Consider the following 26,355-nt stretch of genomic DNA (forward strand, 5'->3'; position numbering starts at 1 on the left):
CAGGACGAGCGCAGCACGGCAGCCATTGCTACGCGGCGCGCGGCGGATAACTTCGCCCCTGAGGTAATCGACACACTGCCCAGCCGCAAGCAGCAAGAAGGCAAAACCCTGCATCTGCGCGTCTTGTGCCCGGCCAGCCTGGAGTTACTGAATAAGGCCAAAGTCGTGATTGAGATGAATACGTTCGAAGCCCCGCACTATCACAGCGCGGGCGACAAGCTTGGCCAGCCACACATCAGGTGCGCGAAACATTGCACACCAGCAGATATCCAGGCCCCTTCTTGCCCGGGTACACCACAGCTTGGTGTGAAAAACACGATTGTTGTTTTGTGCAAAAATAAATTCATGCTACGCTTAAGCACTGAGTTGAGAGCAGCTCTGAACAACGATACATACTGTCAGTACAGGGCGTGGCTCTTGGAGCCACGCCTGTTTTTTATCATGAAGCTGCTACTCATCTACCCCTCCTCCCGCGTCCTGCTGCTGGTTCACTGGCGCCGATGGAAAGGCCGCCTGGCCGTCTGGACCGGCGCTCTGCTCGCTGCATTGCTGATTGTCCTGTTTGCACGGTTGGTAGACATTGCCATCGAGCTGTTCAACACCCTGCGGCACAGTCACCCCTGGTCACCATTCCTGCTCACCACTGCCGGTGGCGCCTTGATTGCCTGGCTGACCCGCCGCTTTTTTCCCGGCGCCGAGGGAAGCGGCATCCCGCAAGTCATTGCTGCACTGAAACACAGCAGTGACGAAGACAGACTCCGCCTCACATCGCTGCGCATTGTCATTGGCAAGATTCTGCTTGGCACGGCAGCCCTGGGCTGCGGCTTCTCCAGCGGTCGAGAGGGGCCATCAGTACAGGTGGGCGCCGGCGTCATGCACGCAATGCGCAAGCTATTGCCACGGCGCTTCCCCGTGCAGCCACATCACCTGATTCTGGCCGGCGGCGCAGCAGGCATCGCGGCGGCGTTTAATACGCCACTGGCCGGCATTGTGTTTGCCATTGAAGAACTTGGTCGAAAATTTGAAGAACGCACCAACGGGGTGCTGCTGACCGCAATCATTCTGGCCGGTGTCATTTCCATTTCCCTGCAGGGGAATTACACCTATTTTGGCCACCTGGTGGTTGGCAATGTCAGCAGCAAGCTGGCATTGCCCATCCTGTTCAGCGGGCTGATTGCCGGCTGCCTTGGCGGGCTGTTTTCGCGCTGCATGTTGCTAGGCCTGCAGCCTTGGCCAGGCCTTATCGGCAGGCTCCGGGCTGAACGGCCAGTCCTGTTTGCCGCCTGCTGCGGCTTTGCAGTCGCCGTTCTTGGGTTCTTATCCAATGGCACAACCCACGGCAGTGGCTATCTGCCAACGCAACAAGCGCTAAATGGCCAGGAAGCGCTACCACTGCTCTATGCGCCAGAGAAAATGCTTGCCACCTTGCTTTCCTACTTTGCCGGCATCCCGGGCGGCATTTTTGCCCCCAGCCTGGCCGTGGGCGCAGGCATCGGCCAGAACCTGGCCAGCCTGCAATTGCTGGATGTGAGCAACAGCGCATGGATTGCCTTGTCCATGACGGCATTTCTGGCCGCAGTCACACAGGCGCCCATTACTGCCTTTGTAATCGTGATGGAAATGATCGACGGACACTCGATGGTCATCAGCCTGATTGCCAGCGCCTTTCTGGCAAGCATGGTATCCCGCTCATTTTCGGCACCGCTTTACCATACGCTGGCCAGGCGCTATCTGGGCAAGCCCCATTAAGTCATCAAACCGGACCTTCCCCCGCCAAACAGGCGCTTCATGGTGCCTGCCAGTTACGGCAACTACCCCCGCTGCAAAAAAATTCGTCCCTGGCTGTCAGAAGCCGGCGTGTGCTCCGACCAAGTGACAGAGGACGCTTCCTCTTGACCACTGAACTGGAGACACACCATGAACAAAACTACCCTGATGTCGCTTGCCCTGGCTTCCGTACTGGCTGCCGGTGTCAGCACCACCGCCGTCGCCGCCGAAAAAGAAAAATGCTTTGGCGTGGCCAAGGCTGGCCAGAACGACTGCAAGGCCAATGGCCATGCCTGCGCCGGCCAGGCCAGCAAGGATAACGACGCCAAGGAGTGGAAGTACGTGCCGGCCGGCACCTGCGTGGATATGAAAGGCACCCTCAAGGCAATGTAACCATGCGATGCACCGGCAGCCATTCGCAGCGAATGGCTGCAGGCCATCCACCTTGAGGAGATAGCCATGCTGGCTACCTTGCCGTTGTCCGCCGGCCTGGGCTTGCGCGCAGCACATGTCGAAACCGTGCTGGCGGAACACCCGGCAATCGGCTGGTGGGAAGTACATAGCGAGAACTATTTTGGCGGCGGTGCGCCGCTGAAAAGCCTGCTGGCCATTCGCCGCGATTACCCGCTCAGCCTGCACGGCGTGGGGCTGGGCCTGGGGCGGATTGGCGAGCTGGACGCACAGCACCTGGCGCAGTTGCGTACGCTGGTGCAACGTATCGAGCCCGCAGCGGTATCCGAGCATCTGGCGTGGAATTGCCATGCCGGCCGCTATTACAACGACCTGCTACCGGTGCCGCGTGTCGATGGCGTGATTGCCCACCTGGCCAGCCGCATCTGCCAGGTGCAGGACCTGCTGCAGCGGCCACTGCTGATCGAAAACGTGTCGGCCTACGTGAGCTTTGCCGGCGAGGTGATTGGCGAAGGCGAGCTGATGGCCGAGCTGCACCGGCGTACCGGCTGCGGCCTGCTGGTCGACTTGAACAATTTCCACGTCAACGCCCTGAATCTGGGGATAGCGCCCCGCAAGGAAATCGCCGCGCTGCCGGCAGCCGCCGTCGCGGAAATCCATGTTGCCGGCTTCGAATACCTCGACGGCACCGCCATCGACACGCATGGTGCGCCGGCGGCACCAGCGGTACTGGAGCTGCTGGATGACGCCCTGCAAACCTGGGGGCCTCGACCGGTACTGCTGGAGCGCGACAGCAATCTGGGCGCATTCGCCGCGCTGCACCGGGAATACCGCCAGCTGGCCAGCCACATCCAGCGCTTGCAGGGCGCCACCCTGGAGGCGATGTCATGAGCTACGCCACCGCCATTTCCGGTTTTGCTGCCCTGCTGGAAAACGACGTAGCGCCGCCAGCCGGCCTGCTGCACGCCGAACGCATGCGCCACTATCGCGCCAACTGCCGCATCAATCGCATCGCGGCGCTGGCAAATACCTTCACCACAGTACAGGCGTTGGTGGGCGCGGATTTTTTCACGGCGATGGCGCGCGTCCATGTCGATACCACGCCGGCCAATGCGGCCAACCTGCATGCACTGGGCGCAGATTTCCCAGCCTTCATCGAAGGCTTCGCGCCGGCTGCGGCGCTGCCGTATCTGGCTGTGGTGGCGCAGCTGGACTGGGCGTGCTGGCAGGCCTTTCTGGCCGAGGAGGCCGAGCCGATACCACCAGACACCCTGAACGACACGCCGCCCGCCACGCTGGCAACCCTGACGCTACGGCTACATCCGGCGCTGCAACTGGTGCAATCGGCAGACTGGCCGATTGCCGACCTGCTGGCCATGCATCAGGGGGCCGCAGCAGCGGATATTGCCGCCGGTGGTCAGGCCGTACTGGTGCTGCGCGACAACTGGCTGCAGATACCACCGGCCCGGTTTGCCCTGTACCAGGCGCTGCAAGGTGGCCTGCCGGTACTGCCGGCCCTGGAAACCGCCCTGGCCATGGATGCGGATGCGCCAGTCTGCGAGTGGCTGGGCTGGCTGTTTGCCAGTGGCGCCGTCACCGCGCTCGCCACCCATGAAAGAGAACAAGCATGAAACTGCTGGATACCACGTTGGCCGCATACCGCCTGTTTACATGCGGAGCAATCAAGCTGCAGCCGCTGGCGGCACTTGCCGCCCGCCTGTATGTCGGCAAGGTTTTTTTCCTGTCCGGGCTGACCAAGCTGCGCGACTGGGACACCACCCTGCTGCTGTTCACCGAGGAGTACCATGTGCCACTGCTGCCACCGGCACCAGCAGCCGTGCTGGGCACCGCAGGCGAACTGCTGTTGCCTGTGCTGCTGGTGCTGGGCTGGCCGGGACGCTTCGCCGCGGCCGGGCTATTCATCGTGAATGCCATGGCGGTGATCTCCTACCCCGCCTTGGAGGCGCTGGAACTAAAGGACCACTACCTGTGGGGCGTACTGCTGGGCTATCTTGTGCTGCATGGTGCAGGCAGCTGGTCGCTGGAAGGCTGGCTGTCGCACAAGCGAACGCATAAGGAACAATATGAGTAATCCTGCACTGCAATGGCTGGATACACACGGCGATGTGCTGTATGCCTTCGCGCTGCGCCGTCTGCGCGACCCGCACCTTGCCGAGGAAGCCGTGCAGAACACGCTACTGGCGGCACTCGAAGGCGCCGAACGGTTTGCCGGCCAGTCCAGCGTGCAGACCTGGCTGATCGGCATCCTCAAGTTCAAGATCATCGATCTGCTCCGCGAGCAGCAGCACTGGCAGCAGGTTCCGGATGAAGCCGAGCTGGACAATAGTGTCGGCGAAGATGACCTGTTCACCGCTGCTGGCCATTGGGCGCATACCCCCGTCGCCTGGCGTGACCCGTCGCGCGAGCTGGACAACAAGCAGTTGCGCCTGCTGATCGATGCCTGCCTGAACCGACTGCCACGCCGGATGGCGCAACTGTTCTGGCTGCGCGAACTGAACGACGAACCGGCCGAATCGGTATGCAGCAGCCTGGGCATCAGCAGCGCGAACATGTACCAGCTGCTGTTCCGGGCACGGCAAACACTGCGGGTATGCCTGAGTGAAGGAGGCCGTGATGGCAGCTTGTCGTGATGTAACGCGTGACCTGACACTGGCGAGCGAGGTACCGCTCACCACTTACCGCCGTGCGCAAATCGCCCTGCACCTGATGATTTGCCGCCATTGCCGCTGCCACAAGGCACAGCTGGAGCAAATGCAGCGACTGCTGCAGGCCGCTCAGGCACAACAACCGGAAGCAGATGGCAGCATGCCCGCCGAGGTGCGCGCGCGTATCAGCGACAAGCTACACGAGCGCTAGCTACTGGCTTGTCGACCAAACCTGTTGCTTGCGCAAAGCTGCCATTGACTGGAAGCAGAAGCCGTTCCCCATAGTTGCGAACGACAGTTTTGGCCGGATAGCACGCATTGGCCGCAAAGCAGGCTCCTGTGCATGGCAGTCACCTGCATGACTACGGCGGAGGGGCCTGCCCCCCCCTGACCGGTAACCGTCACACCGACCAGTCGGCCCTTCAGGCCTCCACGCCGGCCGCGCGCAGCAGCGTGCGGATGGGGTCGGGGATCGACACCGTCTTGCCGGCCTGGTAGTCCACCCACACCAGCGTGGCCTCGCCCACCGCGTACACCGTGGCCGGGTCGTCCTGGCGGTAAAAGTGGTGGCGCAGTTTAAGGCTGCTGCGGCCAACCTTTTCCACTTCAATGGTGATGGCCACCGTGGCCGGGTAGGTCAGCTCGCGCTGGTAGCGGCAACTGGTATGCCCCAGCACCGGGCCGATGCCGGTCGGCTCGATGGGGAAGCCGGCGTCCTCCAGCCACTCCACGCGGATCTGTTCCATGTAGCGGAAGTAATAGGTGTTATTGAGATGCCCGACCGCGTCCATATCGCCCCAGCGCATGGTGATGTAGCGGGTATCCAGTAGTGGCAGTTGCTTTTCCATGTGTCAGCCCTTGTTGTTTTTGATGTGCAGCGCAGCAATCATAACCACACAGTGACGTTAACGTAAGATGGCCCGCCCACCAGACCATGTGCCGAGGCTGCGCGCCGGGCAATGCCCTGTTCACCCGGCAGGCCCCGGCAGGTACAATGGCCGCCCTTCCCGCACCACATCGCCGCCATGGCCAAACTTTTCTATCGCTACGCCGCCATGAACAGTGGCAAGAGCACGATGCTGCTGCAGATCGCCCACAATTACGAAGCCATGGGCAAGCCGGTGCGGCTGTACACCGCCGCCATCGACGACCGCTACGGCCAGGGCAAGATCACTTCGCGGCTGAATATCCAGCGCGATGCCGATACCTTCGATGCCGCGCATGATTTCCTGGCCGGCGACTACAGCGGCCAGGCCTGCCTGCTGCTGGACGAGGCGCAGTTCCTTACCCCGGAGCAGGTACGCCAGTTGCACCGCCTGGCGCATACGCGCCAGCTGCCGGTGATCTGCTTTGGCCTGCGCAGCGATTTTCGCGGCGAACCTTTCCCCGGCGCCGCCTGGCTGCTGGCGCTGGCCGAGGATATCGAGGAGATCAAGACCATCTGCAGTTGCGGCCGCAAGGCCACCATGCACATCCGCACCGATGCCACCGGCCAGCGCCTGCACCAGGGCCCGCAGGTGGAGATAGGAGACGAAAGCCGCTACCAGGCGGTATGTGCCGAATGTTTTTACGCCGGAGAGGCAGCATGAACGACAAGACCCGCAAACCCGCCGGCAGCCGGCAGGCCGAGCAGCAACGCTTTGCCCAGGCCGAAGCTGCCTGCGCCCATACCCTGGCGCTGTTTGCCACCCTGGCGGAGGACCCGACCTGGCAGGCTTGCGAACTGGCCACCAAGTACGCGCAGATGGCCGGGGTGTACGCGCGCCGCATCCGCAACGGCAAGGTAATCTGCGCCGCCGACTTCAATGCCGCGGTAGAGGTATGCACCAGCGCGCGCCGCGCACTGCGCGCACTGGATGCCGAGCTGCAGTTTGCCGACCATCCGCAGGCTGCCGCGCTGCAGCAGGCGGCACAGGGCTGTTACCAGGTGCTGGCGGCGCACCACCAGCTTACCGGCGGCAAACGCCAGGGCTGATTCTCTCGCCAACGACAAAGCCCTTGCGCGCTACGCAAGGGCTTTGTTGTTTCAGGCCTTGTGCCGGCGCGGCTTGTACCTGGCCGGGGGTTCCGGCTCGAATTCGAACAGCGAGGCAGTGCGCCCGGTCTGCGAGTGGCAGGCAATCAGCATGGCGCGGTTGATGGCCTCCTTCTTGCTCACCCCCCACCACTCGATCATCTTGTCCAGCGCCTTTTGCGCGTCGCGCGACAGCTCCACGGTAACCGACAGCTCCTGCAGGCGATTGCGGCGCAGCTCGCGGCTACGGCGCTTGCGCTCGGCCGGTGTCATCGCGCGCTCCCCCAGCGGCTTGCGACCGGGCTTGGCGCGAACGCCGCCAATCAGGTCAATGGTGTAGTGGTCGCAGGGGTCTCGCATGGGTTGGGTGACGCGTCACACAGAAAAAAGGGGCGCAAGGATAGCACGAAGCATCGCCGCGCCCCAAGCCGGCGCCCGCAATACCCCGATGGCATCAGGCGCGTGCGTTCACCAGGACTCCACCGGCAGCGGCGGCAAGCCGTGGCGGCTACGCGCGCGGTTGCAGGCTTCCTCGTAGATGCCGACATCAGCCAACTGGCCAAACTCGCGGCATGGCGACGGGCGGTTCTGGTAGATGCTGCACGACACCTGCTTGCCCACCTCGCCCACCAGCGCCACGCAGCGCGATACCGATTCGTCGGTGCCGCACATGCGCATGGTGTTGTTCACCTCGTGCACCGCCATGTGCACCGGCACGCCCGGCACCTCGCCGTGGGCCAGCTCGGACTTATGGAACGACACGCGAAAGGCGGCACAGCAGGCGCCGCACTCGGTACAGCTGACACGAAGCACAGATGACATGGCAAACGGTGGGCAGGCAGCGGCCCGGCATGGTAAAAACCGCACTATACCCGCCACCTGCCAGCCTCGCCATGCACACGCCCGCCCAGCTTCCCGCCGATTTGCCCCGCCCCGATTACCAGCAGAGCCTGGCCAACCTGGCGGCACGGCTTTATGGCCGCCACAGCGTGCCGCCGCTGCAGCATGCGCTGCTGCACGGGCTGGAGGATGCGGAAACGGTGATCCTGCTGCTGATCGACGGCATGGGCGAGGCACAGTTGGCCGCACTGGCGCCGGATGGCTGGCTGGCGCGGCAGCCGCGCTGCACGCTGCAGTCGGTTTTCCCCAGCACCACCACCGCCGCCATCAGCACCCTGCTCACCGGCGCAGCGCCGGCGGAGCACGGCCTGCTGTCCTGGCATGTATGGGCGCCGGAGGCCGGCTGCATCGCCACACCGCTGCCGCTGCGCGAGCACTGGCGTGGCGAGGGTGAAGCGCTATCGGACGAAGCGTTGGCTACTACGCTGTACCGCCAGCCATCGGCACTGGCCGGCGGCGATCGGCGCCACTACGTGCTGCAGCCGGAGTACATTGCCGATTCGCACTACAGCCGCCACCACGGCGGCGAAGCCGAGGCGTTGCCATGGCACGGTTACGATGCGCTGTTCGCGCAGCTGGCGGCGCTGGCCCGGCAGCCAGCCCGCAAGTTCGTGTATGCGTATATCCCGGACCTGGATTCGCTGATGCACCACAAGGGCACCCGCCACCCCAAGGCGCAGCAGCTGCTGCAGCGCATCGATGGCCACTGCGCCGCGCTGGCGGCCACGCTGCCCGGCACCGCCCGGCTATTGATCACCGCCGATCACGGTCAGCTGGATATCCCGCCGGAAAAACTGCTGTTTCTGAATGATTACCCGGAACTGGCCGCCATGCTGACGCGGCCGCTGTGGGGCGAGCCGCGGGTGGCGTTCTGCGCACCGCGCCCGGAATGTGCCGAGGCGTTTCCGGCAGCCGTCGAGGCCGCGCTGGGGCATGCGCTGTGGGTACTGAAGGCCGAGGATGTACTGGCGGCCGGGTGGTTTGGCCCGGCGCCGCTGCACCCGCAGTTGGCCGCAAGGGCGGGCGACTACGTGCTGCTACTGAAAGATGACTGGGGGCTGCTGCAGATGGTGGACGACAGCGAACGGCCCCGCTTGATTGGCAACCACGGCGGGCTGAGTGCCGCCGAAATGCAGGTGCCGCTGATTGTCTGCCACGGCCAGGGCTGACTCACGGGCACCTCACAGCAGCATGGCCTCCTGCTGCGGCCAACGCTGCTGCCACTCGCGCCAGGCATCGCGGCTGAGCGTGGCCGGAAACACCACGCGGCGGCGCTGCTGCAGGTAGCCCAGCAGCACCTCGGCATAGTCCAGCTGCTGGCCACCCTGTTCCGGCGGCGTCAGCACCCCCATGCGATTCACCCACACCGTATCCTGGCGCGCCTGGATGTACTCCTCCGGCCCCTCCATTACCTGTCGCAACAGGTCCAGCTTGCCGGCCAGCGAGTCGAGCTGCCGTCCTGCCGCCAGCTCCCGCTCCACCTCCACCAGCCGCTGCTGCGCGCCATCCTTGTCCAGCACACCGCTCAGGTTCAGCGCCTCGGCATTCAGCACCTGGCCGCCGCTGCGCAGCTGCAGCTGCAGCGCCTGCCGCTCCACCTTCAACAGCCGCTGCCGTGCCTCCAGCGACTGCATGCCATCCCCCAGGGTGGCGCACCACACGGCAAACGCATGCTCGCGCCCCTTGCGGATCGCCTCGTCGCGGGTACTGCCGGCGGCAATGAAGCGATGGCGATCGAAGCTCAGCACCGTCTGCGGCACATCCTTGCGGATCGAGCCGTCCGGCAGCAAGGCACTGCCCAGCCGGTGGGACTCGGTAGGCTGCATCGCCAGCATCAGCTGTACGGTATCGGCGGAGGAAGGGTGGGAGAAATATTCATGCAGCGACTCGCTGCCCGCCAGGATGTCGCTCAGCGATTGCGGCGAGGCGAACAGCAGGCCGACGCGGCGATCCAGGCTGTAGCCGGGCACGCTCAGGTCCAGCGAATCCGGCAGGTGCTCGCACATATCGTGCATGTACTGCAGCGTGCGCCGCACGCCACGACGCAGCTTGCGCCGGCCATCCGGCAGCAGCTTGATGCGCGGCTCCACCTCCTCCACCAGCCGTTCCAGCGCCGATTCGACATTCGACCGGCTGATCGACTGGTTACCACCCAACAGCCACTCCCACATGACAGGTCACCTTCGATAAATCTGGCTTATTGTTAATCAGTCTACGACTTCCGCACACTTGCCAAGTGCAGACCGGTCGGGATAATACACGCACTTTTTGTAGGGGAAGCCGACTCCCTCCTCCTTCTTTCAGGGAAACCTAATGAATCACCCCCTGTTACGCTGCCTGCTTCCCGCCCTGCCCCCCCTGTTGCTGCTGCCACTGCTGGCCTGGCTATTACCGGCCGGCACGCTGAACCAGGTACTGCTGACCCTGCTGGCCGGCCTGCTGGTGCTGGGCAGCCTGGCCTGGAGCATCTGGCGGCTGTTCATCCGCCCGATGCAGCGCATCGGCGACCACCTCAGCGCGCTGGCTACCGAGCCGATCAACTTCTCGCTGCCGCTGACGGAAAAAGACCTGCCGCAGTGGGCGCACTGTAGCGACAAGATCAATCACATGTTCCAGCACGTGGACGAGGCGATGGGCATGGTGATGGCCACCACGGCACGATTGATGCCGATGGCGCAGGAGCTGACCGACACCTACAGCGCCATGCTGCAGAAAAACCTGCTGCAGGCCAGCCACGGCGAGGTACTGATTCAAAGCATAGCCAACATGATTGCCCAGGCCGAAACCCTGCACCGCCAGCTGCTGGCGATAACCCAGGCGGCCAGCACCGCCGAACAGGACATGAGCGCCAGTCGCGACGCCACGCTGATTGTCATCAATGGCGTGACCGATGTCGCCCGTACCCTGGAACAGTCGGAGCGCGACGTGCAGGCACTGTCGGCGGCATCCGAGCGCATCGGCGGCATTCTCGATGTGATCCGCGACATTGCCGACCAGACCAACCTGCTGGCACTGAATGCCGCCATCGAGGCGGCGCGGGCTGGCGAGGCTGGCCGCGGCTTTGCGGTGGTGGCGGACGAGGTACGCAAACTGGCGCACCGCACCCAGGAAGCCACCGCCCAGGTGCGCGACATCATGGCCGAAGTGCAGCAAGGCACCCGCAGCGTGGTGCGCTCGATGGCGGACACCCACCGCCAGGCCGACTTCGCCGCCACCCATGCCGACCAGTCGCGCAGCGCGCTGGAGCAGATCACCACCGCCATCGGCCACATCAACCTGGCCACCATGGAGATCGCCCAGGCGGTGAATGCGCAGGATGCCGCGGTAAGCTCATCCAAATCCTCCTGCGACATCCTGCTGCAGCTGAACCAGGACGCCCTGGCCACCAGCCGCATCCACGCCATCTCGCCGGACGATCTGCAAAAGCTGGGCGACAAGCTGAAATCCGCGCTAAGCCACTTCGAGCTGAGCCACTACCAGTGGAGCGAGCAAAAGCGCATCAAGGCGCGCACCAGCGAATTGTCACTGTCCGGCACGGCAGGCAGCGCACAGCCCGGTGGCGATATCGAGCTGTTCTGAGCAGCACAAGTAGGGCGGAAGCCCGACAGGGCGTTCCGCCTCATGCTGTGGCACGCCAAACGTTGGACACCTGGAGGCGGAGTAGCCACCCCCAACACGCACGCAATAATTTGTCGGAACGCCCCTGCGGGGCTTCCGACCTACAGCTAGCCATGCGGCCAACCCCAAGGTTGGCCGCAGCCATTTCACCCAGCCTGCATGCGCTGCCGCAACGCGTCCGCCGCGCGCAGCGCAAAGGCATACACCGATAGCTGCGGGTTGGCGCCAACGCTGGTGGGGAACAGCGAGCCGTCGATCACGGTGAGGTTGTCCAGCTGCCAGTGGCGGCCAAGGTGATCCACCACGCCGCTGCGCGCCTCGGCCGACATTGCCGCCCCGCCCATCACATGCGCACTCACCACCCGGGTGCGCAAGGCCTGCATCGGCAGGTTGGCGATCATCTGCCGCGCCTGGCGCCAGCTGCGTGCCAGCCCGGCATCCTCATGCACCGGCAACACCGCGCGGGCGCCGGCAGCAAACTGCAGCTCGGCCATGCTCAATAGCGCGCGCCGTGCCGCCTCCCATTCCACCTCCCCCAGCGGGTAATCCAGCTGCGGCGAGCCATCGCTGCGCAGCCGCACCCGGCCACCCTGGCTGCGCGGATGAAAGCCGTCGCGCAGCAGCGCCAGCACCACGTTCATGTGCGGCATCCGCTGCATCAGCCGCTGGTGCTCGCCGCCATTGCCCGGCAGCGTGGCAGCCATGATCAGCGGGTGGATGGGAGGTACTTCCAGCTTGTAACCCAACGAGCCGTCGATGGCGCCAGTGTGCAGAAAGTGGTCGCTGTATACCGATTGCGGCGCACCGTAGTAGCCCTCGATGCGCTCGGCAAAGATGCCGCCGGACAGCAGCACCGGGTGCAGGAAGGTACGCTGCCCCAGCTGCCGGTACGGGTCCGACGCATGACTGCGCAGCAGTATGGCCGGCGTGCCGATGGCGCCAGCCGACAGCACCACCTGCCGCGCACGCACGGTCAGCGTGACGCCGCTGGCGCGCACGCCGTCGGCCTGCAAGGCATCGGCCTGCACCCCGACCACCTGCTCGCCCTCCAGCAGCAGGCGGCGCACCCGCATGCGGCTGTACAGTTCGGCACCGGCCGCCAGCGCCGCCGGAATGGTGGTGACCAGCATCGACTGCTTGGCATTGGTGGCACAGCCGGTGCCGCAGTAGCCCAGGCTCCAGCAGCCATGCACATTGCGGGGGATGGGCGCATGCCGCCAGCCCAGCGCGGCACAGCCACGCGCCAGCACCGCATTGTTGGCATTGGGTTCCACCGGCCACGGCGCGATGTGCAGCCGCTGTTCGGCACGCTGGAACCACGGCGCCAGCGCTGCCTCGCCCAGCGCCTGCAGCCCATGCCGCTGCTGCCACCACGCCAGGGTGTCGGCCGGGGTGCGAAAGCAACTGGCCCAGTTCACCGTGGTGCTGCCGCCCACGCTACGCCCCTGCAGGATGGTGATGGCCTTGTCGGCGGTCTGGCGGTTGGCACATTCCTGGTACAGCTGCGGATATGCCTCGGCCTCGTTGAGACGGAAATCCTGCGAGCTGTGGCGCGCGCCCTCCTCCAGCAGCAGCACCTTCAGCCCGGCCTGCGCCAGCAGCTCGGCGGCCATGCCGCCACCGGCGCCACTGCCGACGATCACCACATCACACTCCACGGTACGGTGTTGCCGCAGGCTGGCGCCGTCGTGCGCCTGCCAGCCTGCGGCCAACCCTGTCTGCCACGGATCTGGCAACCGGCTCATAGCAAACCTTTCATCATCGGTGGCAGCTGGTAGTCGATGGCCGGCCAGCTGGCCGCATCGCCATACCAGCCGGCATACAGCAGGCCGTGCAAGGCCTGGTAGCCGCTGCGCAACAGCAGCAGCCGGCTGTGGCGCCAGCGTTGCAGGAAGGCGCGCACCTCGGCCTCGCCCGCCTCGGCCCATGTCGGCGATACGCCGGCCAGCAGCCGGCGCGCCAGGGGCTGCTGCAGCAGGTCGAACAGCTGCCGCACTTCGGCCTGCACCGCCAGCGGCAGGCTGGCAATCGCTGTCAGCACATTGCTTGCCAGCGCCAGCTGCCCGCTGGCCGGCAGCGGCCCCAGCATGCCGCGCCCGAGTGCGGCGATCAGCTCGCGGTCGGCAGGATTGGCCGCAAAGCTGGGCGCCTGCGGCGGCATGGCCAGCCGGCTGCCCAAGGCCAGCACCACCCCGCCCAGCAGGCCGGTCTGGATCAACTGTCGTCGGCTGAGGCTCATCGCACCTTCCCCAGCATCAGTTGCAGCAGCCGCTGTACGGTGCGGCCATGCGGCGGCTGGGTCAGCACCGCCCCGGCCAGCCGCGATTGGTGCAACACCGGCAACAGCTTGCTGAACGTGAGGAAGCCTTCGTAGCCGTGGTAATGCCCCATGCCGGATGGGCCGATGCCGCCGAACGGCAGCTGGTCCTGCACCACATGCAGCAAAGTGTCGTTTACCGTTACGCCGCCGCAGCGCACCTGCTGCAGGGTCTGCTGCACCCGGCGGCGGTCGGCATCGAACAGGTACAACGCCAGCGGCCGCGGACGGGCGTTGATATACGCCAGCGCCTCGCCATATTCGCGGTAGCTAACAATGGGCAGCAGCGGGCCGAAGATTTCCTCGTGCATCACCGTGGCCTGCGGCGGGGCGCCTTCGATCAGTGTCAGCGGCAGCTTGCCGGCGGCGGCCATGGCCGCCGGGTCGTCGTCACAGATTGCTTCCACCCGTGCGCCCAGCTCGGCGGCTTCGTCTCGCCAGGCCAGCAGCCGCTGGTAATGCGCCGGGTTGATGATGGCGGTGTAATCCGGGTTGCCTGCCGGCTGCGGGTAGGCCCGCAGCACCTGCTGGCGCAATGCCGCAACAAAGGCATCGCGATCGCGCTCGTGCAGCAGCACATAGTCTGGCGCCACGCAGGTTTGTCCGGCATTCAGCAGCTTGCCGGCCACGATGCTGCCGACTGCGCGCCGCATATCGAAACCAGGCGCCAGCAGCAGCGGGCATTTGCCACCCAGTTCCAGTGTTACCGGCGTGAGGTTGGCCGCAGCCGCCTGCATCACCACGCGGCCAACCCGGGTGGAGCCAGTAAACAGCAGGTGATCGAACGGCAGGCTGGCAAATACCGCCGCCACGTCGATACCGCCATTCACCACCCGCACCACATCGTCGCCCAGATAGCGCCGGCAGAGCTTTTCCAGCAGAGCACCGGTGTGCGGGCTCAGCTCCGACATTTTCAGCATCACCCGGTTACCGGCAGCCAGTGCGCTGGTCAGCGGCCCCAGCGCCAGGAAAATCGGGTAGTTCCACGGCACCATCACCCCCGCCACGCCCAGCGGCAGCGGCCGTACCTCGGCCCGTGCCGGCCAGAACCAGAAACTGGTGCCGCGCCGCTGCGGCCGCATCCAGCCACGCAGCTTGCGCCGCGCCAGGGTGATGCCTTCCAGTGCCGGGAACAGTTCCGCCAGCCGGGTTTCCACCGCACTGCGGCAGCCAAAATCGGCATTCACCGCCGCAATCCACTCGGCCTGATGCTCGCGCACCATGCGCGCCAGGCCATCCAGCCAGCCCCGGCGGGTGACCAGATCGGGCGCATTGCCAGCCGCCAGCTGTTGCAGTTGGGCAAGTGATGCGTGCAGACTGTCGGCAATGGGGCTGCCAGCTTTCATATGCTATGCTCCAGCGCAATCAAACAATTGTTTAGAGTTGTGACTCTAGATAGTTTTCTCTTCCTTGTCACCGCCTTTTTTCATGCTGCTCGACTTCTTCCTGGCACTACGCGCCGCCGGCCTGCCGGTATCGCTGAAAGAACACCTCACCCTGCTGCAGGCCCTGCAACAGCAACTGGCCTTTGGCAGCGTGGAGCAGTTCTACCAACTGGCGCGCACGGTGCTGATCAAGGACGAAAAATACTTCGACCGCTTCGACCAGGTTTTCGCCAGCTACGCCACAGGGCTGGAGCTGGCACTGGAAGATCTGCAGACCAGCATTCCGGAAGACTGGCTGCGAAAGCAGATCGAGAAATACCTGAGCGAGGAGGAAAAACAGCAGATCCAGGCCATGGGCTGGGACAAGCTGATGGAAACCCTGCGCCAGCGGCTGGAAGAACAGAAAGAGCGCCACCAGGGCGGCAACAAGTGGATAGGCACCGGCGGCACCAGCCCGTTCGGCGCCTACGGCTACAACCCGGAAGGCGTGCGCATCGGCCAGCACGAGTCACGCCACCGCCGCGCGGTGAAGGTGTGGGATCAGCGCGAGTTCCGCAATTTCGACGACTCGGTGGAACTGGGCACCCGCAATATCAAGGTGGCGCTGCGCCGCCTGCGCGAATTCGCCCGCGCTGGCGCCGCCGAAACACTTGACCTGCCAGCCACCATCGCCGCCACGGCCAGGAACGGCGGCCTGCTGGATGTGCAGATGACACCAGAGCTGCACAACGCGGTGAAGGTGCTGGTGCTGTTCGACGTGGGCGGCTCGATGGACGACCACATCCGCGTGTGCGAGGAACTGTTCTCCGCCGCCAAGGCCGAGTTCAAGCACCTGGAGTACTACTATTTTCACAACTGCGTGTACGAGAAGCTGTGGCGGGACAACGCCCGCCGCTTCAGCGAACAGACCGCCACCTGGGACGTGATCCACACCTTCGGCAACGACTACAAGCTGATCTTCGTTGGCGATGCCAGCATGAGCCCCTACGAAATCGTGCTCAAGGGCGGCAGCGTGGAACACATGAACCCGGAGCCGGGCGAAGTCTGGCTGCGACGCCTGCTGCAGCAGTTCCGGCACGCGGTGTGGCTGAACCCGCTGCCGCAGGAACACTGGCAGTACACCCAGTCGGTACAGATGATCCGCGAGCTGATGGACGAGCGCATGTTCCCGCTCACCGTGGCCGGCCTGACCGACGCCATGCGGGCACTGAAGCGCGGTGCGGCGTAACCACTACCCAGCGACAAAAGCCGACACGCTTGCGGCCAACGTTGGGTAGCGCCCAATTGCCCTACGGGGAGCGCCGGTCAAAATGGTGTTCGCCAGGTGTTAAGACGGCAGCTCACCGTGGCCGACGGTCAGAAGCGACCCGACAACACCCTCACACCCGCCCCAGCACCCAATCCAGCCAGCGGGTAGGCAGCAGCCACTTGAGATGCCAGAACAGGTGCGTGGGGAAAGTCACCCGGTAGCGTGCCGCCGGGCGGCGCGCCGCCAGCGCCTTGCGTACTTCCGCCAGCACCGCCGTTCCCGGCAGGGTGAACGGCTGTGCATGCCCCACCTTCTGCAGCCGGGCAAGTTGCTGCTGGTAGGACGCCCGATGCGCACTGCCATCGATATCTACATTGGCCAGGAATTTTTGCAGTGCATTGGGGCGGAAGCGGCTTTCAATCGGCCCCGGCTCTACCAGGCAGACATGAATGCCGCTGCCGGCCAGCTCCAGACGCAGCGTGTCGCACAGCCCTTCCATTGCGTATTTGCTGGCGTTATATGCGCCGCGGTAGCGCATTGCTGCAAAACCCAGCACCGAGCTATTGAACAGGATGCGGCCTCCCCCCTGGCGGCGCATCACCGCCAGCACCGCGTTGCTCAGCTCCCAGGCACCAAACAGATTGGTTTCGAACTGCGCACGCATGGCGTGACGCGGAATGTCCTCCGCCGCGCCAGGCTGGCCGAAGCCGGCATTGTTGAACAGCGCCTCCAGCCTGCCACCAGTGCGGCGCAGCACCTCGGCCAGCGCCGCGTGGATGCTGTCGCTGTCGTCCACATCCAGCTGCAGCGCATCGGCAAAGCCCTCCGCGACCAAGCTGGCCACGTCCTCGCTACGCCGCGCGGTGGCGAACACGCGCCAGCCATCGGCGCGCAAGCCGCGCGCCACATCCAGGCCGATGCCGCTGGAACAGCCGGTGATCAGAATATTTTTCAGATTATTTTTGTGCATGGATTGAACCAGTGATGCCCCGTTTCGTCAGACATGCCTGCATATGTAACAATATGTACATCGCTGACCGGGGTTGTTGCCAAACCTGGCCGATAATAACAAAACACACTCTCTACGCGCCTTCACACTAAGGAGTTTTCCCCACTATGGAACAGGCCCTCCCTTCGATCGGATCGCCTTTCTTCTACACGGTGTTCTTTGTTGCCGTGCTGGTGATGGTCATCATCGACATGCTGGCATTGAAACAGAGCGGTTCGCACAAGGTTTCCATCAAGGAAGCCGCCGGCTGGTCGCTGGTCTGGGTCAGCGTGGCCTGTGCCTTTGGCGGCTGGCTGTGGTGGACGCTGGCCAATGACCCCGCCTATGGCGAGGCAGTGGCCAATCAGAAGACACTGGAGTTCTTCACTGGCTACGTGATCGAAAAATCGCTGGCGGTGGACAATATCTTCGTGTTCCTGATGATCTTCGGCTTCTTCAAGGTGCCGGTGGAATACCAGCGTCGCGTGCTGCTGTACGGCGTGTTCGGCGCCATTGTGCTGCGCACGGTGATGGTGTTCCTGGGCGCCGCGCTGGTGGCGGAGTTCAGCTGGATCCTGTACGTGTTCGGCGCCTTCCTGCTGTTCACCGGCCTGAAGATGATGCTGCCGGAAAAAGAGGAAGAGCAGGACCTGACCAACAACGCGCTGCTGAAATTCCTGCGCGGCCACATCCGCATGACCAACGACTACCACGGCGAAGCCTTCTTCGTGATCAAGGACGGCTTGCGTTACGCCACGCCGATGTTCCTGGTGCTGGTGATGGTGGAGCTGTCGGACGTGGTGTTCGCCGTGGACAGCATTCCGGCCATCTTCGCGGTGACCATGGACCCGTTCATCGTGCTGACGTCGAACATCTTTGCCATTCTTGGCCTGCGCGCAATGTTCTTCCTGCTGGCCGACGTGGCCGACCGCTTTCACCTGCTGCGCTACGGCCTGGCCATCGTGCTGTCCTTCATCGGCCTGAAGCTGTTGCTGCTGCAGGTATTCCATGTGCCGATCGGCATTTCGCTGGGCGTGGTGTTCGCGGTGATCGGCGGTTCGGTAATCGCCTCGCTGCTGTTCCCCAAGCGCAGTCACTAAGCGGCTGCCCGGCAGTACGACAACCCCGCTACAGCCCAGCTGGCAGCGGGGTTTTTCATCTGTTGCAGCGCGATATGCCGGCTTTGTTAGCCGAAGCAAAAACGCCTACAATGGCGGCCGACCTGCCATTCATTGACGGAAAGACCAGCAATGGCCAAAACCAACAAGCCCCAGGCCAGCTTCGAGAGCGCGCTGGCTCAACTGGAAGACATCATTCGTGCCATGGAAAGCGGCGACATGCCGCTGGACAACGCCCTGACCTCCTACAAGCAGGGCATGGAACTGATCAAGTTCTGCCAGAGCAAGCTGGCAGACGCCGAACAACAGCTGCGCGTGCTGGAGAACGACGAACTCAAGCCGCTGGACCTCGCCGATGGCCAATGACAACTTCACCGCCTGGATGACCGCCACCCAGCAAGCCGTGGAAGGCACGCTGGAAGCCCTGCTGCCGGATGCCAGCCGAGCGCCGCACGTGCTGCACGAGGCGATGCGCTACAGCACGCTGCAGGGCGGCAAGCGCGTGCGCCCGCTGCTGGCCTTCGCCGCCGCCGAGCTGGTGGGCGCCGATGCGGCCAACGTGTCGCGCGTGGCCTGCGCCGTGGAGATGATCCACGCCTATTCGCTGGTGCACGACGACATGCCGTGCATGGACGACGACGTGCTGCGCCGTGGCAAACCCACCTGTCACGTGCAGTTCGATGAAGCCACCGCGCTGCTGGTGGGCGATGCCTTGCAAACGCTGGCCTTCGAGTTGGTGGCCACCGGGCTACCGGGCGTGGATGCCGCGCAGCAGCTGGCCATGGTGAAGCTGCTGGCGCAGGCATCCGGCCACGCCGGCATGGCCGGCGGCCAGGCCATTGATCTGTCCAGTGTCGGCAAGCCGCTGTCGCAGCCGGAGCTGGAGTTCATGCACCTGATGAAAACCGGTGCACTGATTCGCGCCTCGGTACTGCTGGGCGCCATGTGCGGCACGCCGCTGGATAACGCCCAGACCGAAGCGCTGGACCACTTTGCCAAGCGCATGGGCCTGGCGTTCCAGGTGGTGGACGATGTGCTGGATGTGGAAGCCGACACCGCCACGCTGGGCAAGACCGCTGGCAAGGATGCGGCCAACGACAAACCCACCTATGTCAGCCTGATGGGCCTGGGCGAGGCCAAGGCCTATGCCCGCGACCTGTACGACGACGCGCTGGCGGCACTGGCGCCGTTCGGCGACAAGGCCGCGCGCCTGAAACAGCTGGCCGACTACATCGTCGCCCGCTCGTTCTGATCACCACAAAAAAATCAATATGACAACATTGCTCGACACCATACAGAGTCCGGCCGACCTGAGAACACTCGGTCGCCACGAGCTGCCGCAACTGGCGCAGGAGCTGCGCCAGTTCCTGGTGGAAACCGTCAGCAAGACCGGCGGCCACTTTGCCTCCAACCTGGGCAGCATCGAGCTGACCATCGCCCTGCACTACGTGTTCAACACCCCGGACGACCGCCTGGTATGGGACGTGGGGCACCAGACCTACCCGCACAAGATTCTTACCGGCCGCAAGGAGCGCATGGGCAGCATGCGCCAGCTGGGCGGCCTGGCCGGCTTTCCCAAGCGTTGCGAATCCGAGTACGACACCTTTGGCGTGGGGCACTCCTCCACCTCCATCGGCGCCGCGCTGGGCATGGCGGTAGCGGCCAAGGCCCAGGGCATCCCGCGCAAGTGCGTGGCCATCATCGGCGATGGCGCCATGACAGCCGGCCAGGCCTTCGAGGCGCTGAACAACGCCGGCGCGATGGACACCGACCTGCTGGTGATCCTCAACGACAACGATATGTCGATCTCGCCCAATGTCGGCGCGCTTAACAACTACCTGGCCAAGCTGATGTCCGGCCGCTTCTACGCGGCGATGAAACAGGGCAGCAACAAGGTGCTGGGCATTGCGCCGCCGCTGCGCGAGATCGCCAGCAAGATGGAAGAACACGTAAAGGGCTTCTTCACCCCCGGCACGCTGTTCGAGGAATTCGGCTTCAACTACATCGGCCCGATCGACGGCCACGATGTGGATGTGCTGGTGGACACGCTGAAGAACATCAAGAGCCTGTCCGGCCCGCAATTCCTGCACATCGTCACCAAGAAGGGCCAGGGTTACAAGCTGGCCGAGAACGACCCGGTGAAATACCACGGCGTTACCAAGTTCGACCCGGTAAACGGCCTGGCCGCCGGCAAGAGCGGCGGTGGCAAGCCACAGTACACGCAGATCTTCGGCGACTGGCTGTGCGATATGGCCAAGCAGGACGCGCGGCTGGTGGGCATCACCCCGGCAATGCGCGAAGGCTCCGGCATGGTGCGTTTCCAGCAGGAACACCCGGACCGCTACTTCGACGTGGCGATTGCCGAACAGCACGCGGTGACCTTCGCCGCCGGCATGGCCTGTGACGGCATGAAGCCGGTGGTGGCGATCTACTCCACCTTCCTGCAGCGTGGCTATGATCAGCTGATCCACGATGTGGCGATCCAGAACCTGCCGGTGGTGTTCGCCATCGACCGCGCCGGCCTGGTGGGTGCCGACGGCCCCACCCACGCAGGCGCCTTCGACCTGTCCTTCCTGCGCTGCATCCCGAACATGACGGTGATGGCGCCGTCGGACGAAAACGAATGTCGCCAGATGCTGTACACCGCCTTCACGCTGGACACTCCCAGCGCGGTGCGCTACCCGCGCGGCACCGGCCCGGGCGCGGCCGTACTGCAGGAAATGTCGGCCATGCCGATCGGCAAGGGGCACATCCGCCGCCAGGGCGCCGGCAAGGTGGCAATCCTCGCCTTTGGCAGCATGGTGACCCCGGCGTTGGCCGCAGCCGAACAGTTCGACGCCACCGTGGCCGACATGCGTTTTGTCAAACCGCTGGATGCGGCACTGGTGCGAGAATTGGCCGCCAGCCATGAACTGCTGGTGATGGTGGAAGAAAACGTGATCATGGGCGGCGCCGGCAGCGCCTGTCTGGAGGCGCTGTCCAGCGCCGGCATCGCTATCGAAACCTTGCTGCTGGGCCTGCCGGACGATTATGTTGAGCATGGGGACCCGGCACTGCTGCTGTCGGGCTGCGGCCTGGACGCAGCCGGCATCGCCAACAGCATCGCCACCAGACTGGCAGGCCGCGGCTAAGGCCCAGCCGCCAGTGACACCGGCCAGCAGCCCCGCGCTGCTGGCCGTTTTGCTATCTACCCGGAGAACAACAATATGCAATGGGACCTTTCCGCCTGGCTGCATCTGGCCGGCACACCATACGAGAGTCTGCCGTCCTACCTTTCCAGCCTGGGCATCGGCCTGCTGATCGGCGTGGAGCGAGAGCGCAAGCAGCACACCCTGGCCGGCATCCGTACTTTTCCGCTGGTATGCATGCTGGGCACGCTGCTGACCATGCTGGTACCCAGCCTGGGTAGCGCCTGGCTTCCCGCCGCCGGCTTGCTGGCGGTAGCCGCCATGGGCATCCTGCCCGCCACCAATCGCGCCCCGGACGAGCCGCACGAACCGCGCACCACCACGGTGATCGCGCTGCTGGTGGCCTACAGCCTGGGCGTGATGATCGCCCTGGGCAATATCGAACTGGCGGTGGCACTGGGCGTGCTCACCACCGGTTTGCTGTATCTGAAGCCGGAGCTGAGCAGCTTTACCCACAAACTGCTGCGCTACGATCTGCTGGCGCTGCTGCAGTTCGCCACCCTCACCTTCATCATCCTGCCGGTGCTGCCCAACCACGGCTTCGGCCCGTACGCCGCCTTCAACCCGCACCGGATCTGGTTGCTGGTGGTGCTGATCGTGGGCGTGGGGCTGGCCGGCTACCTGGCGGTGAAAATCCTGGGCGAAAAAGTGGGCGCGCCGCTGCTGGGCTTCATGGGCGGGCTGGTATCCACCACCGCCACCAGCCTGGTGTATGCACGCGAAGCCGCGCGCAACCCCAGCTCGCAGCAGTTGGCCGCACGGGTGATCCTGCTGGCCAATATGGTGCTGTTCCTGCGGCTGCAGGTGCTGACCATGGCCATCTCGCCGGCGGCAACCCTGCCGATGCTGGGCATCATGCTGCCGGGCATGGCACTGGGCGTGCTGACCATCTTCATCAGCCAGCGTCGCAGTCAGCAGCAGGAAAACGCCCCGGAGCTGGAGCTGAAAAACCCGGCGCAACTGAACATTGCCCTGGGGTTTGCCGCGTTGTTCGCGGTGGTAATGCTGTGCTCGGCATGGCTGAAGGACATCTTCGGCAATAGCGGCCTGTACATCATGGCGCTGGTTTCCGGCATCAACGATGTGGACGCCATTGCCCTGACGTCACTGGAAATGTTCGGCCAGCAGCAGGTAGCACTGCAACCGCTGCTGGTTACCGTAACCATCGCGGTGCTGGTCAATACCGCGTTCAAGTTCAGCCTGATCTTCAGCATTGCCGGCCGCGAGCTGGCCATGCGCTGCCTGCCCACGCTGGCCATGGCCATGGTAGGCATGCTGGGAGGTCTGGCGCTGAGCGTTCTGCTGTAATTCAGCCGCCCGCAGCCAGGCGGGCGATCAGGTCGGCGGTTGCCAGCGGGTGCTCCAGCGGGAACAGATGACTGCCCGGTTGGCTTACCACCCTGGCAGCCAGGTGCCGGCGCATGAAGGCCAGATCATGCGGCCGCACCGCGCTGCCCTGCGCCGCCACCACGTAATCCAGCGGTACCGTGAGCTTGCCGCGCTGGAACCAGGCATCGTGTGGCAGGGTCTCGTAGATGGCATGCTCCACTGCCGGGCGGAATTTCAGGCAACGCCCGCCCGCGCCGTTATCCACCGTGCCGAATTGTGCATAGTCGCGCAGGCAGTCTTCGTCCCAGCGATTGAACACCGGCTTGCGGGCGAAGAAGTCATATACCGATTCCACGCTGGCCCAGTTGTCGCGCCGCCGCAGCGTGCCGGTGCCGCCGGGGGTGAGCTGCTGGATGAAGCCCAGCCGCTTGGCCAGCCAGATCACCAGTGCGCTGCGTGGCCCCAGCAGCGGCGAATCCAGCACGATCAGCCGCCGAAAGCGCTGCGGCTCGCGAATCGCCGCCATGAACAGGATGGCACCGCCCAGCGAATGGCCCACCGCCAGCACCGGCTCACGATAGTGCGCGTCCATATAGGCCAGCGTTTCGTCCACCAGCCGCGGCCAACAGTCGGTAACCGGGTACGCCGGATCGTGGCCGATGGCATCCAGGTAGCCCACTTCATAGCCGTGCTCGCCCAGTCGCTGGTGCAGCTTGCGATAGATGGAGGCGGGAAAGCTGTTGGCGTGGCCGAAATGCAGTTTCATGTCCGGGTTTCCATGGCGAATGCCGCATCATACACCAAGCAAACGCTTGGCTCAGGCTCCACGGCATGACGTTGGCCGCACACACGGTTGGGCGCCTCGAAAAACCCCGCTTTCTAAGCGAAACAAGGCACGAACGAAAAAATTCGACGCAGCATATATCTGGTATGTAAGGAGAAGTTTTTCGTGAGCAACGCAGTATCGCGACGAAAGCGGGAGTTTTTCGAGGTGTCCTGTTAAGCTGCCGGCCTGAACCAAGCCACCCTACGGTGGTCACTTACCGATACTTGCAATCGCCACCAACCATGTCACTGTCTCGCCTGATCCGACCGATTTTCCTGCTGCTACTGGCATTGCTCAGTGCCGGCAGCTGGGCGCTGAATCCCGATGAACTGCTGCCACCGGAGCGCGCCTTTGCCGCGCGGCTGGAACAGCAGGGACAAACACTGCTGCTGCATCTGGATGTGGCCAAGGGCTACTACCTGTATCGCGAACGCATCCAGCTTGCCCCGCAGCCTGCCGGCAGTGTCAACGTGCCGGCGCTACCACCGGGCGAAGCCAAGAATGACCCCTATTTCGGCCGCCAGCAGGTATTCCACCAGGGCATCACCCTCAGCCTGCCGTTGAACGGCCCGCTACCGCCCGGCTTTGTACTGAAAACCGTGGTGCAGGGCTGTGCCGATGCCGGCCTGTGCTACCCGCCGCTGACCCGCAGCCTGAAAGTGGGCGACGGCATGAGCAGCAACCCGTGGCTGGACAGCACCCCCAGCCAGAGCGGCGCGCCCACCCTGGCGCGCGGCAAGCTGGCCGCCACGCTGGCGGCATTCTTTGCTGCCGGCCTCGCCATGGCATTCACCGCCTGCATGTACCCGCTGCTACCCATTGTGTCGTCGCTGATCGCCGGCCACGGCCACCGGCTGAGCAAGCGCCGTGGCTTCGGACTGTCGCTGGCGTATGTGCAGGGACTGGCGCTCACCTACACCGCTGTGGGCGTGGCCGCCGGTCTTACCGGCAGCCTGCTCACCGTGTGGCTGCAGCAACCGGCAGTGATTCTGGCCGCTGCCGGGCTGATGGTGCTGTTCGCCCTGGCCATGTTCGACGTGATCAGCATCCAGCTGCCAGCCGCGCTGCAAACCCGGCTCGCCACCACCTCCAACCGCCTGAGCGGCGGCCATGTCGCCACCGTGTTCGGCATGGGCGCGCTGTCGGCATTGCTGATCGGCCCCTGCGTAGCACCGCCGCTGGCGGTGGCGCTGGGCTATATCGGCCAGAGTGGCGACGCACTGCTGGGCGGCGCCGCCCTGTACGCCATGGCGCTGGGCCTGGGCCTGCCGCTGCTGCTGGTAGGCACCTTTGGCGGCCACGTGCTGCCGCGTGCCGGGCAGTGGATGAACGCGGTCAAGGCCGGCTTCGGCTGCGTGATGCTGGGTGTGGCGATCTGGATGGCAGGCCCCTTCCTGCCCACGCCAGTCACCATGCTGCTGTGGGGCGCGCTGGCGCTGGGCATCGCCTGGCGACTGGCACGCGCGGCCGGTCAGGGGGTGGCGGCATGGCTGCGCCGTCTGCTGGCGGTGCTGTTTGCCGTGGCCGGCCTGCTGCAGCTGCTCGGCGCCGCCACCGGCGCGCCGTCACCACGCCTGCCCTGGGCCGGCATCTGGCATGGCCAGCAGCTCCCCAAGGCGGTGTTTACCCGCGTACAGAACAATACCGAGCTGGATGCCGCGCTGGCAGCAGCCAAGGCAGCCGGCAAGCCGGTACTGCTGGATTTCTACGCCGACTGGTGCGTGAGCTGCATCGAGATGGAAGAAACCACCTTCCGCGACCCGGCGGTACGCCAGCGCATGGACCGGATGCAGCTGCTGCAGGCCGACGTCACCGCCAACACCCCGGCACAACAGGACATGCTCAAGCGCTTCGGCCTGTACGGCCCGCCGGGCATCATGCTGTACGACGCCAGCGGCCGGCAGACTCAGCAGGTGATCGGTTATCAGGATGCCGGCGATTTCCTGCGCAGCCTGGATGCGGCCAACCTTGAGCAATAAAGGATTCCCACTATGCAAGCCATCGTAGATTTCATCCTGGAGCTGGACCGGCTCAAGGGCGTTACCCGCAAGACCCGGCCGCTGGGGCTGGACCGCCAGGAAAACTCCGCCGAGCACAGCTGGCAGATCGCCATGCTGGCCGCCTCGCTGCAACCCTACGCGGCGCAGCCGGTGGACATCCACCGCGTGATCGGCATGCTGCTGGTGCACGACATCGGCGAGATCGAAACCGGCGACACCATCGTCTATGCCGAGGAAGGCTGGGAGGAGCGCAAGGCGGCGGAGCTGGCGGCAGTGACGCGCATCTTCGGCCTGCTGCCGGAGGCACAGGGCGCGCGCTTTCTGGCGCTGTGGCAGGAATTCGAGGACGGCGAAACGGCAGAAGCGCGCTTCGCCCACGCCGCCGACCGCGCCATGCCGGTGCTGCTGAACCTGGCCAACAACGGCCAGAGCTGGCGCGAGAACGGCATCAGCCACGAGCGGGTGGTAAAACGCATCGGCCCGCCGATCCGCGAAGGCTGCCCGGCGCTGTGGGTCTACCTGGAAGCGCAGCTGGAGCACGCGCGGCAGCAGGGCTGGTTTGGCGCCTGAGCTGGCAGC

General features: G+C 64.7%; 28 protein-coding genes. 19 read left to right on the forward strand and 9 right to left on the reverse strand.

Features of this window, described 5'->3' with window-relative positions; all coding sequences use genetic code 11:
* Nucleotides 1-174 precede the first annotated feature (174 nt).
* The 7 genes from ACFOKJ_RS03670 to ACFOKJ_RS03700 all read left to right on the forward strand — a co-directional run bounded on the left by ACFOKJ_RS03670 (nt 175) and on the right by ACFOKJ_RS03700 (nt 5,055).
* Nucleotides 175-1,749: a chloride channel protein gene (locus ACFOKJ_RS03670; RefSeq protein ID WP_390276736.1), complete on the forward strand. Its 1,575-nt coding sequence runs from the start codon at nt 175-177 to the stop codon at nt 1,747-1,749.
* A 168-nt stretch (nt 1,750-1,917) separates the two neighbouring features.
* Nucleotides 1,918-2,160 (forward strand): BufA1 family periplasmic bufferin-type metallophore, encoded by a 243-nt coding sequence (locus ACFOKJ_RS03675; protein WP_390276737.1) that lies wholly within the window; start codon nt 1,918-1,920, stop codon nt 2,158-2,160.
* Between the two features lie 66 nt (nt 2,161-2,226).
* Nucleotides 2,227-3,069 carry an MNIO family bufferin maturase gene (gene bufB / locus ACFOKJ_RS03680; RefSeq protein WP_390276738.1) on the forward strand — a complete coding sequence of 281 codons (843 nt, stop codon included), beginning with the start codon at nt 2,227-2,229 and terminating at the stop codon, nt 3,067-3,069.
* Nucleotides 3,066-3,809: an HvfC/BufC family peptide modification chaperone gene (locus ACFOKJ_RS03685; RefSeq protein ID WP_390276739.1), complete on the forward strand. Its 744-nt coding sequence runs from the start codon at nt 3,066-3,068 to the stop codon at nt 3,807-3,809. The genes bufB and ACFOKJ_RS03685 overlap by 4 nt, the downstream gene beginning before the upstream one ends.
* Entirely contained in the window at nt 3,806-4,270 is a 465-nt protein-coding gene (locus ACFOKJ_RS03690) for a DoxX family protein (RefSeq protein ID WP_390276740.1), read from the forward strand. Before ACFOKJ_RS03685 ends, ACFOKJ_RS03690 begins: the two co-directional genes overlap by 4 nt.
* The gene (locus tag ACFOKJ_RS03695) at nt 4,263-4,829 is read left to right on the forward strand and encodes a sigma-70 family RNA polymerase sigma factor (RefSeq protein ID WP_390276741.1); all 567 of its coding nucleotides are present in this window, start codon (nt 4,263-4,265) and stop codon (nt 4,827-4,829) included. The genes ACFOKJ_RS03690 and ACFOKJ_RS03695 overlap by 8 nt, the downstream gene beginning before the upstream one ends.
* A complete protein-coding gene (locus ACFOKJ_RS03700; RefSeq protein WP_390276742.1) occupies nt 4,813-5,055 on the forward strand; it encodes a hypothetical protein in 243 nt (80 codons plus the stop codon). Before ACFOKJ_RS03695 ends, ACFOKJ_RS03700 begins: the two co-directional genes overlap by 17 nt.
* A 211-nt stretch (nt 5,056-5,266) precedes the next feature.
* Here the strand turns inward: ACFOKJ_RS03700 and ACFOKJ_RS03705 are convergent, their stop codons facing one another.
* Nucleotides 5,267-5,692, reverse strand: coding sequence for an acyl-CoA thioesterase (locus tag ACFOKJ_RS03705; protein ID WP_390276743.1), 426 nt, complete (start codon nt 5,690-5,692; stop codon nt 5,267-5,269).
* 177 nt (nt 5,693-5,869) lie between these two features.
* On the opposite strand from ACFOKJ_RS03705, the gene ACFOKJ_RS03710 reads away from it, so the two are divergent.
* Complete coding sequence (locus ACFOKJ_RS03710) at nt 5,870-6,433, forward strand: thymidine kinase (RefSeq protein WP_390276744.1); 564 nt, start codon at nt 5,870-5,872, stop codon at nt 6,431-6,433.
* Entirely contained in the window at nt 6,430-6,819 is a 390-nt protein-coding gene (locus ACFOKJ_RS03715) for a hypothetical protein (protein WP_390276745.1), read from the forward strand. Before ACFOKJ_RS03710 ends, ACFOKJ_RS03715 begins: the two co-directional genes overlap by 4 nt.
* A 51-nt stretch (nt 6,820-6,870) precedes the next feature.
* On the opposite strand, the gene ACFOKJ_RS03720 is transcribed toward ACFOKJ_RS03715, so the two are convergent.
* Together ACFOKJ_RS03720 and ACFOKJ_RS03725 are read right to left on the reverse strand one after the other, a co-directional pair.
* Nucleotides 6,871-7,218, reverse strand: coding sequence for a hypothetical protein (locus ACFOKJ_RS03720; RefSeq protein WP_390276747.1), 348 nt, complete (start codon nt 7,216-7,218; stop codon nt 6,871-6,873).
* 108 nt (nt 7,219-7,326) lie between these two features.
* Nucleotides 7,327-7,680, reverse strand: coding sequence for a YkgJ family cysteine cluster protein (locus ACFOKJ_RS03725; protein ID WP_390276748.1), 354 nt, complete (start codon nt 7,678-7,680; stop codon nt 7,327-7,329).
* 71 nt (nt 7,681-7,751) lie between these two features.
* Between ACFOKJ_RS03725 and ACFOKJ_RS03730 the strand changes: the two genes are divergently transcribed.
* On the forward strand, nt 7,752-8,927 hold the full coding sequence (locus ACFOKJ_RS03730) for an alkaline phosphatase family protein (RefSeq protein WP_390276750.1): 1,176 nt from the start codon (nt 7,752-7,754) through the stop codon (nt 8,925-8,927).
* Between the two features lie 12 nt (nt 8,928-8,939).
* Here ACFOKJ_RS03730 and ACFOKJ_RS03735 read toward each other — a convergent pair whose 3' ends face one another.
* Nucleotides 8,940-9,929, reverse strand: coding sequence for a hypothetical protein (locus ACFOKJ_RS03735; protein ID WP_390276752.1), 990 nt, complete (start codon nt 9,927-9,929; stop codon nt 8,940-8,942).
* Nucleotides 9,930-10,071: 142 nt separating this feature from the next.
* Here ACFOKJ_RS03735 and ACFOKJ_RS03740 point away from each other — a divergent pair, with 142 nt between their 5' ends.
* On the forward strand, nt 10,072-11,337 hold the full coding sequence (locus ACFOKJ_RS03740; protein WP_390276754.1) for a methyl-accepting chemotaxis protein: 1,266 nt from the start codon (nt 10,072-10,074) through the stop codon (nt 11,335-11,337).
* Between the two features lie 185 nt (nt 11,338-11,522).
* On the opposite strand, the gene ACFOKJ_RS03745 is transcribed toward ACFOKJ_RS03740, so the two are convergent.
* The 3 genes from ACFOKJ_RS03745 to ACFOKJ_RS03755 are packed head-to-tail and all read right to left on the reverse strand — an operon-like array spanning nt 11,523 to nt 15,039.
* On the reverse strand, nt 11,523-13,121 hold the full coding sequence (locus ACFOKJ_RS03745) for a GMC family oxidoreductase N-terminal domain-containing protein (RefSeq protein WP_390276755.1): 1,599 nt from the start codon (nt 13,119-13,121) through the stop codon (nt 11,523-11,525).
* Nucleotides 13,118-13,615, reverse strand: a complete 498-nt coding sequence (locus ACFOKJ_RS03750) for a hypothetical protein (protein WP_390276756.1) — start codon at nt 13,613-13,615, stop codon at nt 13,118-13,120. Before ACFOKJ_RS03750 ends, ACFOKJ_RS03745 begins: the two co-directional genes overlap by 4 nt.
* Nucleotides 13,612-15,039, reverse strand: a complete 1,428-nt coding sequence (locus ACFOKJ_RS03755; RefSeq protein ID WP_390276757.1) for a coniferyl aldehyde dehydrogenase — start codon at nt 15,037-15,039, stop codon at nt 13,612-13,614. The genes ACFOKJ_RS03750 and ACFOKJ_RS03755 overlap by 4 nt, the downstream gene beginning before the upstream one ends.
* 82 nt (nt 15,040-15,121) lie before the next feature.
* Here ACFOKJ_RS03755 and ACFOKJ_RS03760 point away from each other — a divergent pair, with 82 nt between their 5' ends.
* Nucleotides 15,122-16,306, forward strand: coding sequence for a vWA domain-containing protein (locus ACFOKJ_RS03760; protein ID WP_390276758.1), 1,185 nt, complete (start codon nt 15,122-15,124; stop codon nt 16,304-16,306).
* A 151-nt stretch (nt 16,307-16,457) separates the two neighbouring features.
* On the opposite strand, the gene ACFOKJ_RS03765 is transcribed toward ACFOKJ_RS03760, so the two are convergent.
* Nucleotides 16,458-17,297 carry an SDR family NAD(P)-dependent oxidoreductase gene (locus tag ACFOKJ_RS03765; protein WP_390276759.1) on the reverse strand — a complete coding sequence of 280 codons (840 nt, stop codon included), beginning with the start codon at nt 17,295-17,297 and terminating at the stop codon, nt 16,458-16,460.
* Between the two features lie 146 nt (nt 17,298-17,443).
* Here ACFOKJ_RS03765 and ACFOKJ_RS03770 point away from each other — a divergent pair, with 146 nt between their 5' ends.
* The 5 genes from ACFOKJ_RS03770 to ACFOKJ_RS03790 all read left to right on the forward strand — a co-directional run bounded on the left by ACFOKJ_RS03770 (nt 17,444) and on the right by ACFOKJ_RS03790 (nt 22,929).
* Nucleotides 17,444-18,415, forward strand: coding sequence for a TerC family protein (locus tag ACFOKJ_RS03770; protein ID WP_390276760.1), 972 nt, complete (start codon nt 17,444-17,446; stop codon nt 18,413-18,415).
* Between the two features lie 150 nt (nt 18,416-18,565).
* Complete coding sequence (locus ACFOKJ_RS03775; protein ID WP_390276761.1) at nt 18,566-18,799, forward strand: exodeoxyribonuclease VII small subunit; 234 nt, start codon at nt 18,566-18,568, stop codon at nt 18,797-18,799.
* Complete coding sequence (locus tag ACFOKJ_RS03780) at nt 18,789-19,685, forward strand: polyprenyl synthetase family protein (protein WP_390276762.1); 897 nt, start codon at nt 18,789-18,791, stop codon at nt 19,683-19,685. The genes ACFOKJ_RS03775 and ACFOKJ_RS03780 overlap by 11 nt, the downstream gene beginning before the upstream one ends.
* Nucleotides 19,686-19,704: 19 nt before the next feature.
* Nucleotides 19,705-21,564, forward strand: coding sequence for a 1-deoxy-D-xylulose-5-phosphate synthase (gene dxs / locus ACFOKJ_RS03785; protein WP_390276763.1), 1,860 nt, complete (start codon nt 19,705-19,707; stop codon nt 21,562-21,564).
* A gap of 75 nt (nt 21,565-21,639) precedes the next feature.
* Entirely contained in the window at nt 21,640-22,929 is a 1,290-nt protein-coding gene (locus ACFOKJ_RS03790; RefSeq protein ID WP_390276764.1) for an MgtC/SapB family protein, read from the forward strand.
* A 1-nt stretch (nt 22,930) separates the two neighbouring features.
* Here ACFOKJ_RS03790 and ACFOKJ_RS03795 read toward each other — a convergent pair whose 3' ends face one another.
* On the reverse strand, nt 22,931-23,716 hold the full coding sequence (locus ACFOKJ_RS03795; protein WP_390276765.1) for an alpha/beta fold hydrolase: 786 nt from the start codon (nt 23,714-23,716) through the stop codon (nt 22,931-22,933).
* 302 nt (nt 23,717-24,018) lie between these two features.
* On the opposite strand from ACFOKJ_RS03795, the gene dsbD reads away from it, so the two are divergent.
* Nucleotides 24,019-25,755, forward strand: a complete 1,737-nt coding sequence (dsbD, locus tag ACFOKJ_RS03800; protein WP_390276766.1) for a protein-disulfide reductase DsbD — start codon at nt 24,019-24,021, stop codon at nt 25,753-25,755.
* A gap of 12 nt (nt 25,756-25,767) precedes the next feature.
* The gene (locus tag ACFOKJ_RS03805; protein ID WP_390276767.1) at nt 25,768-26,346 is read left to right on the forward strand and encodes an HD domain-containing protein; all 579 of its coding nucleotides are present in this window, start codon (nt 25,768-25,770) and stop codon (nt 26,344-26,346) included.
* The last annotated feature ends 9 nt before the right edge of the window (nt 26,347-26,355 follow it).

Source organism: Vogesella amnigena (assembly GCF_042648905.1).
GTDB classification, from domain to species: domain Bacteria; phylum Pseudomonadota; class Gammaproteobacteria; order Burkholderiales; family Chromobacteriaceae; genus Vogesella; species Vogesella amnigena.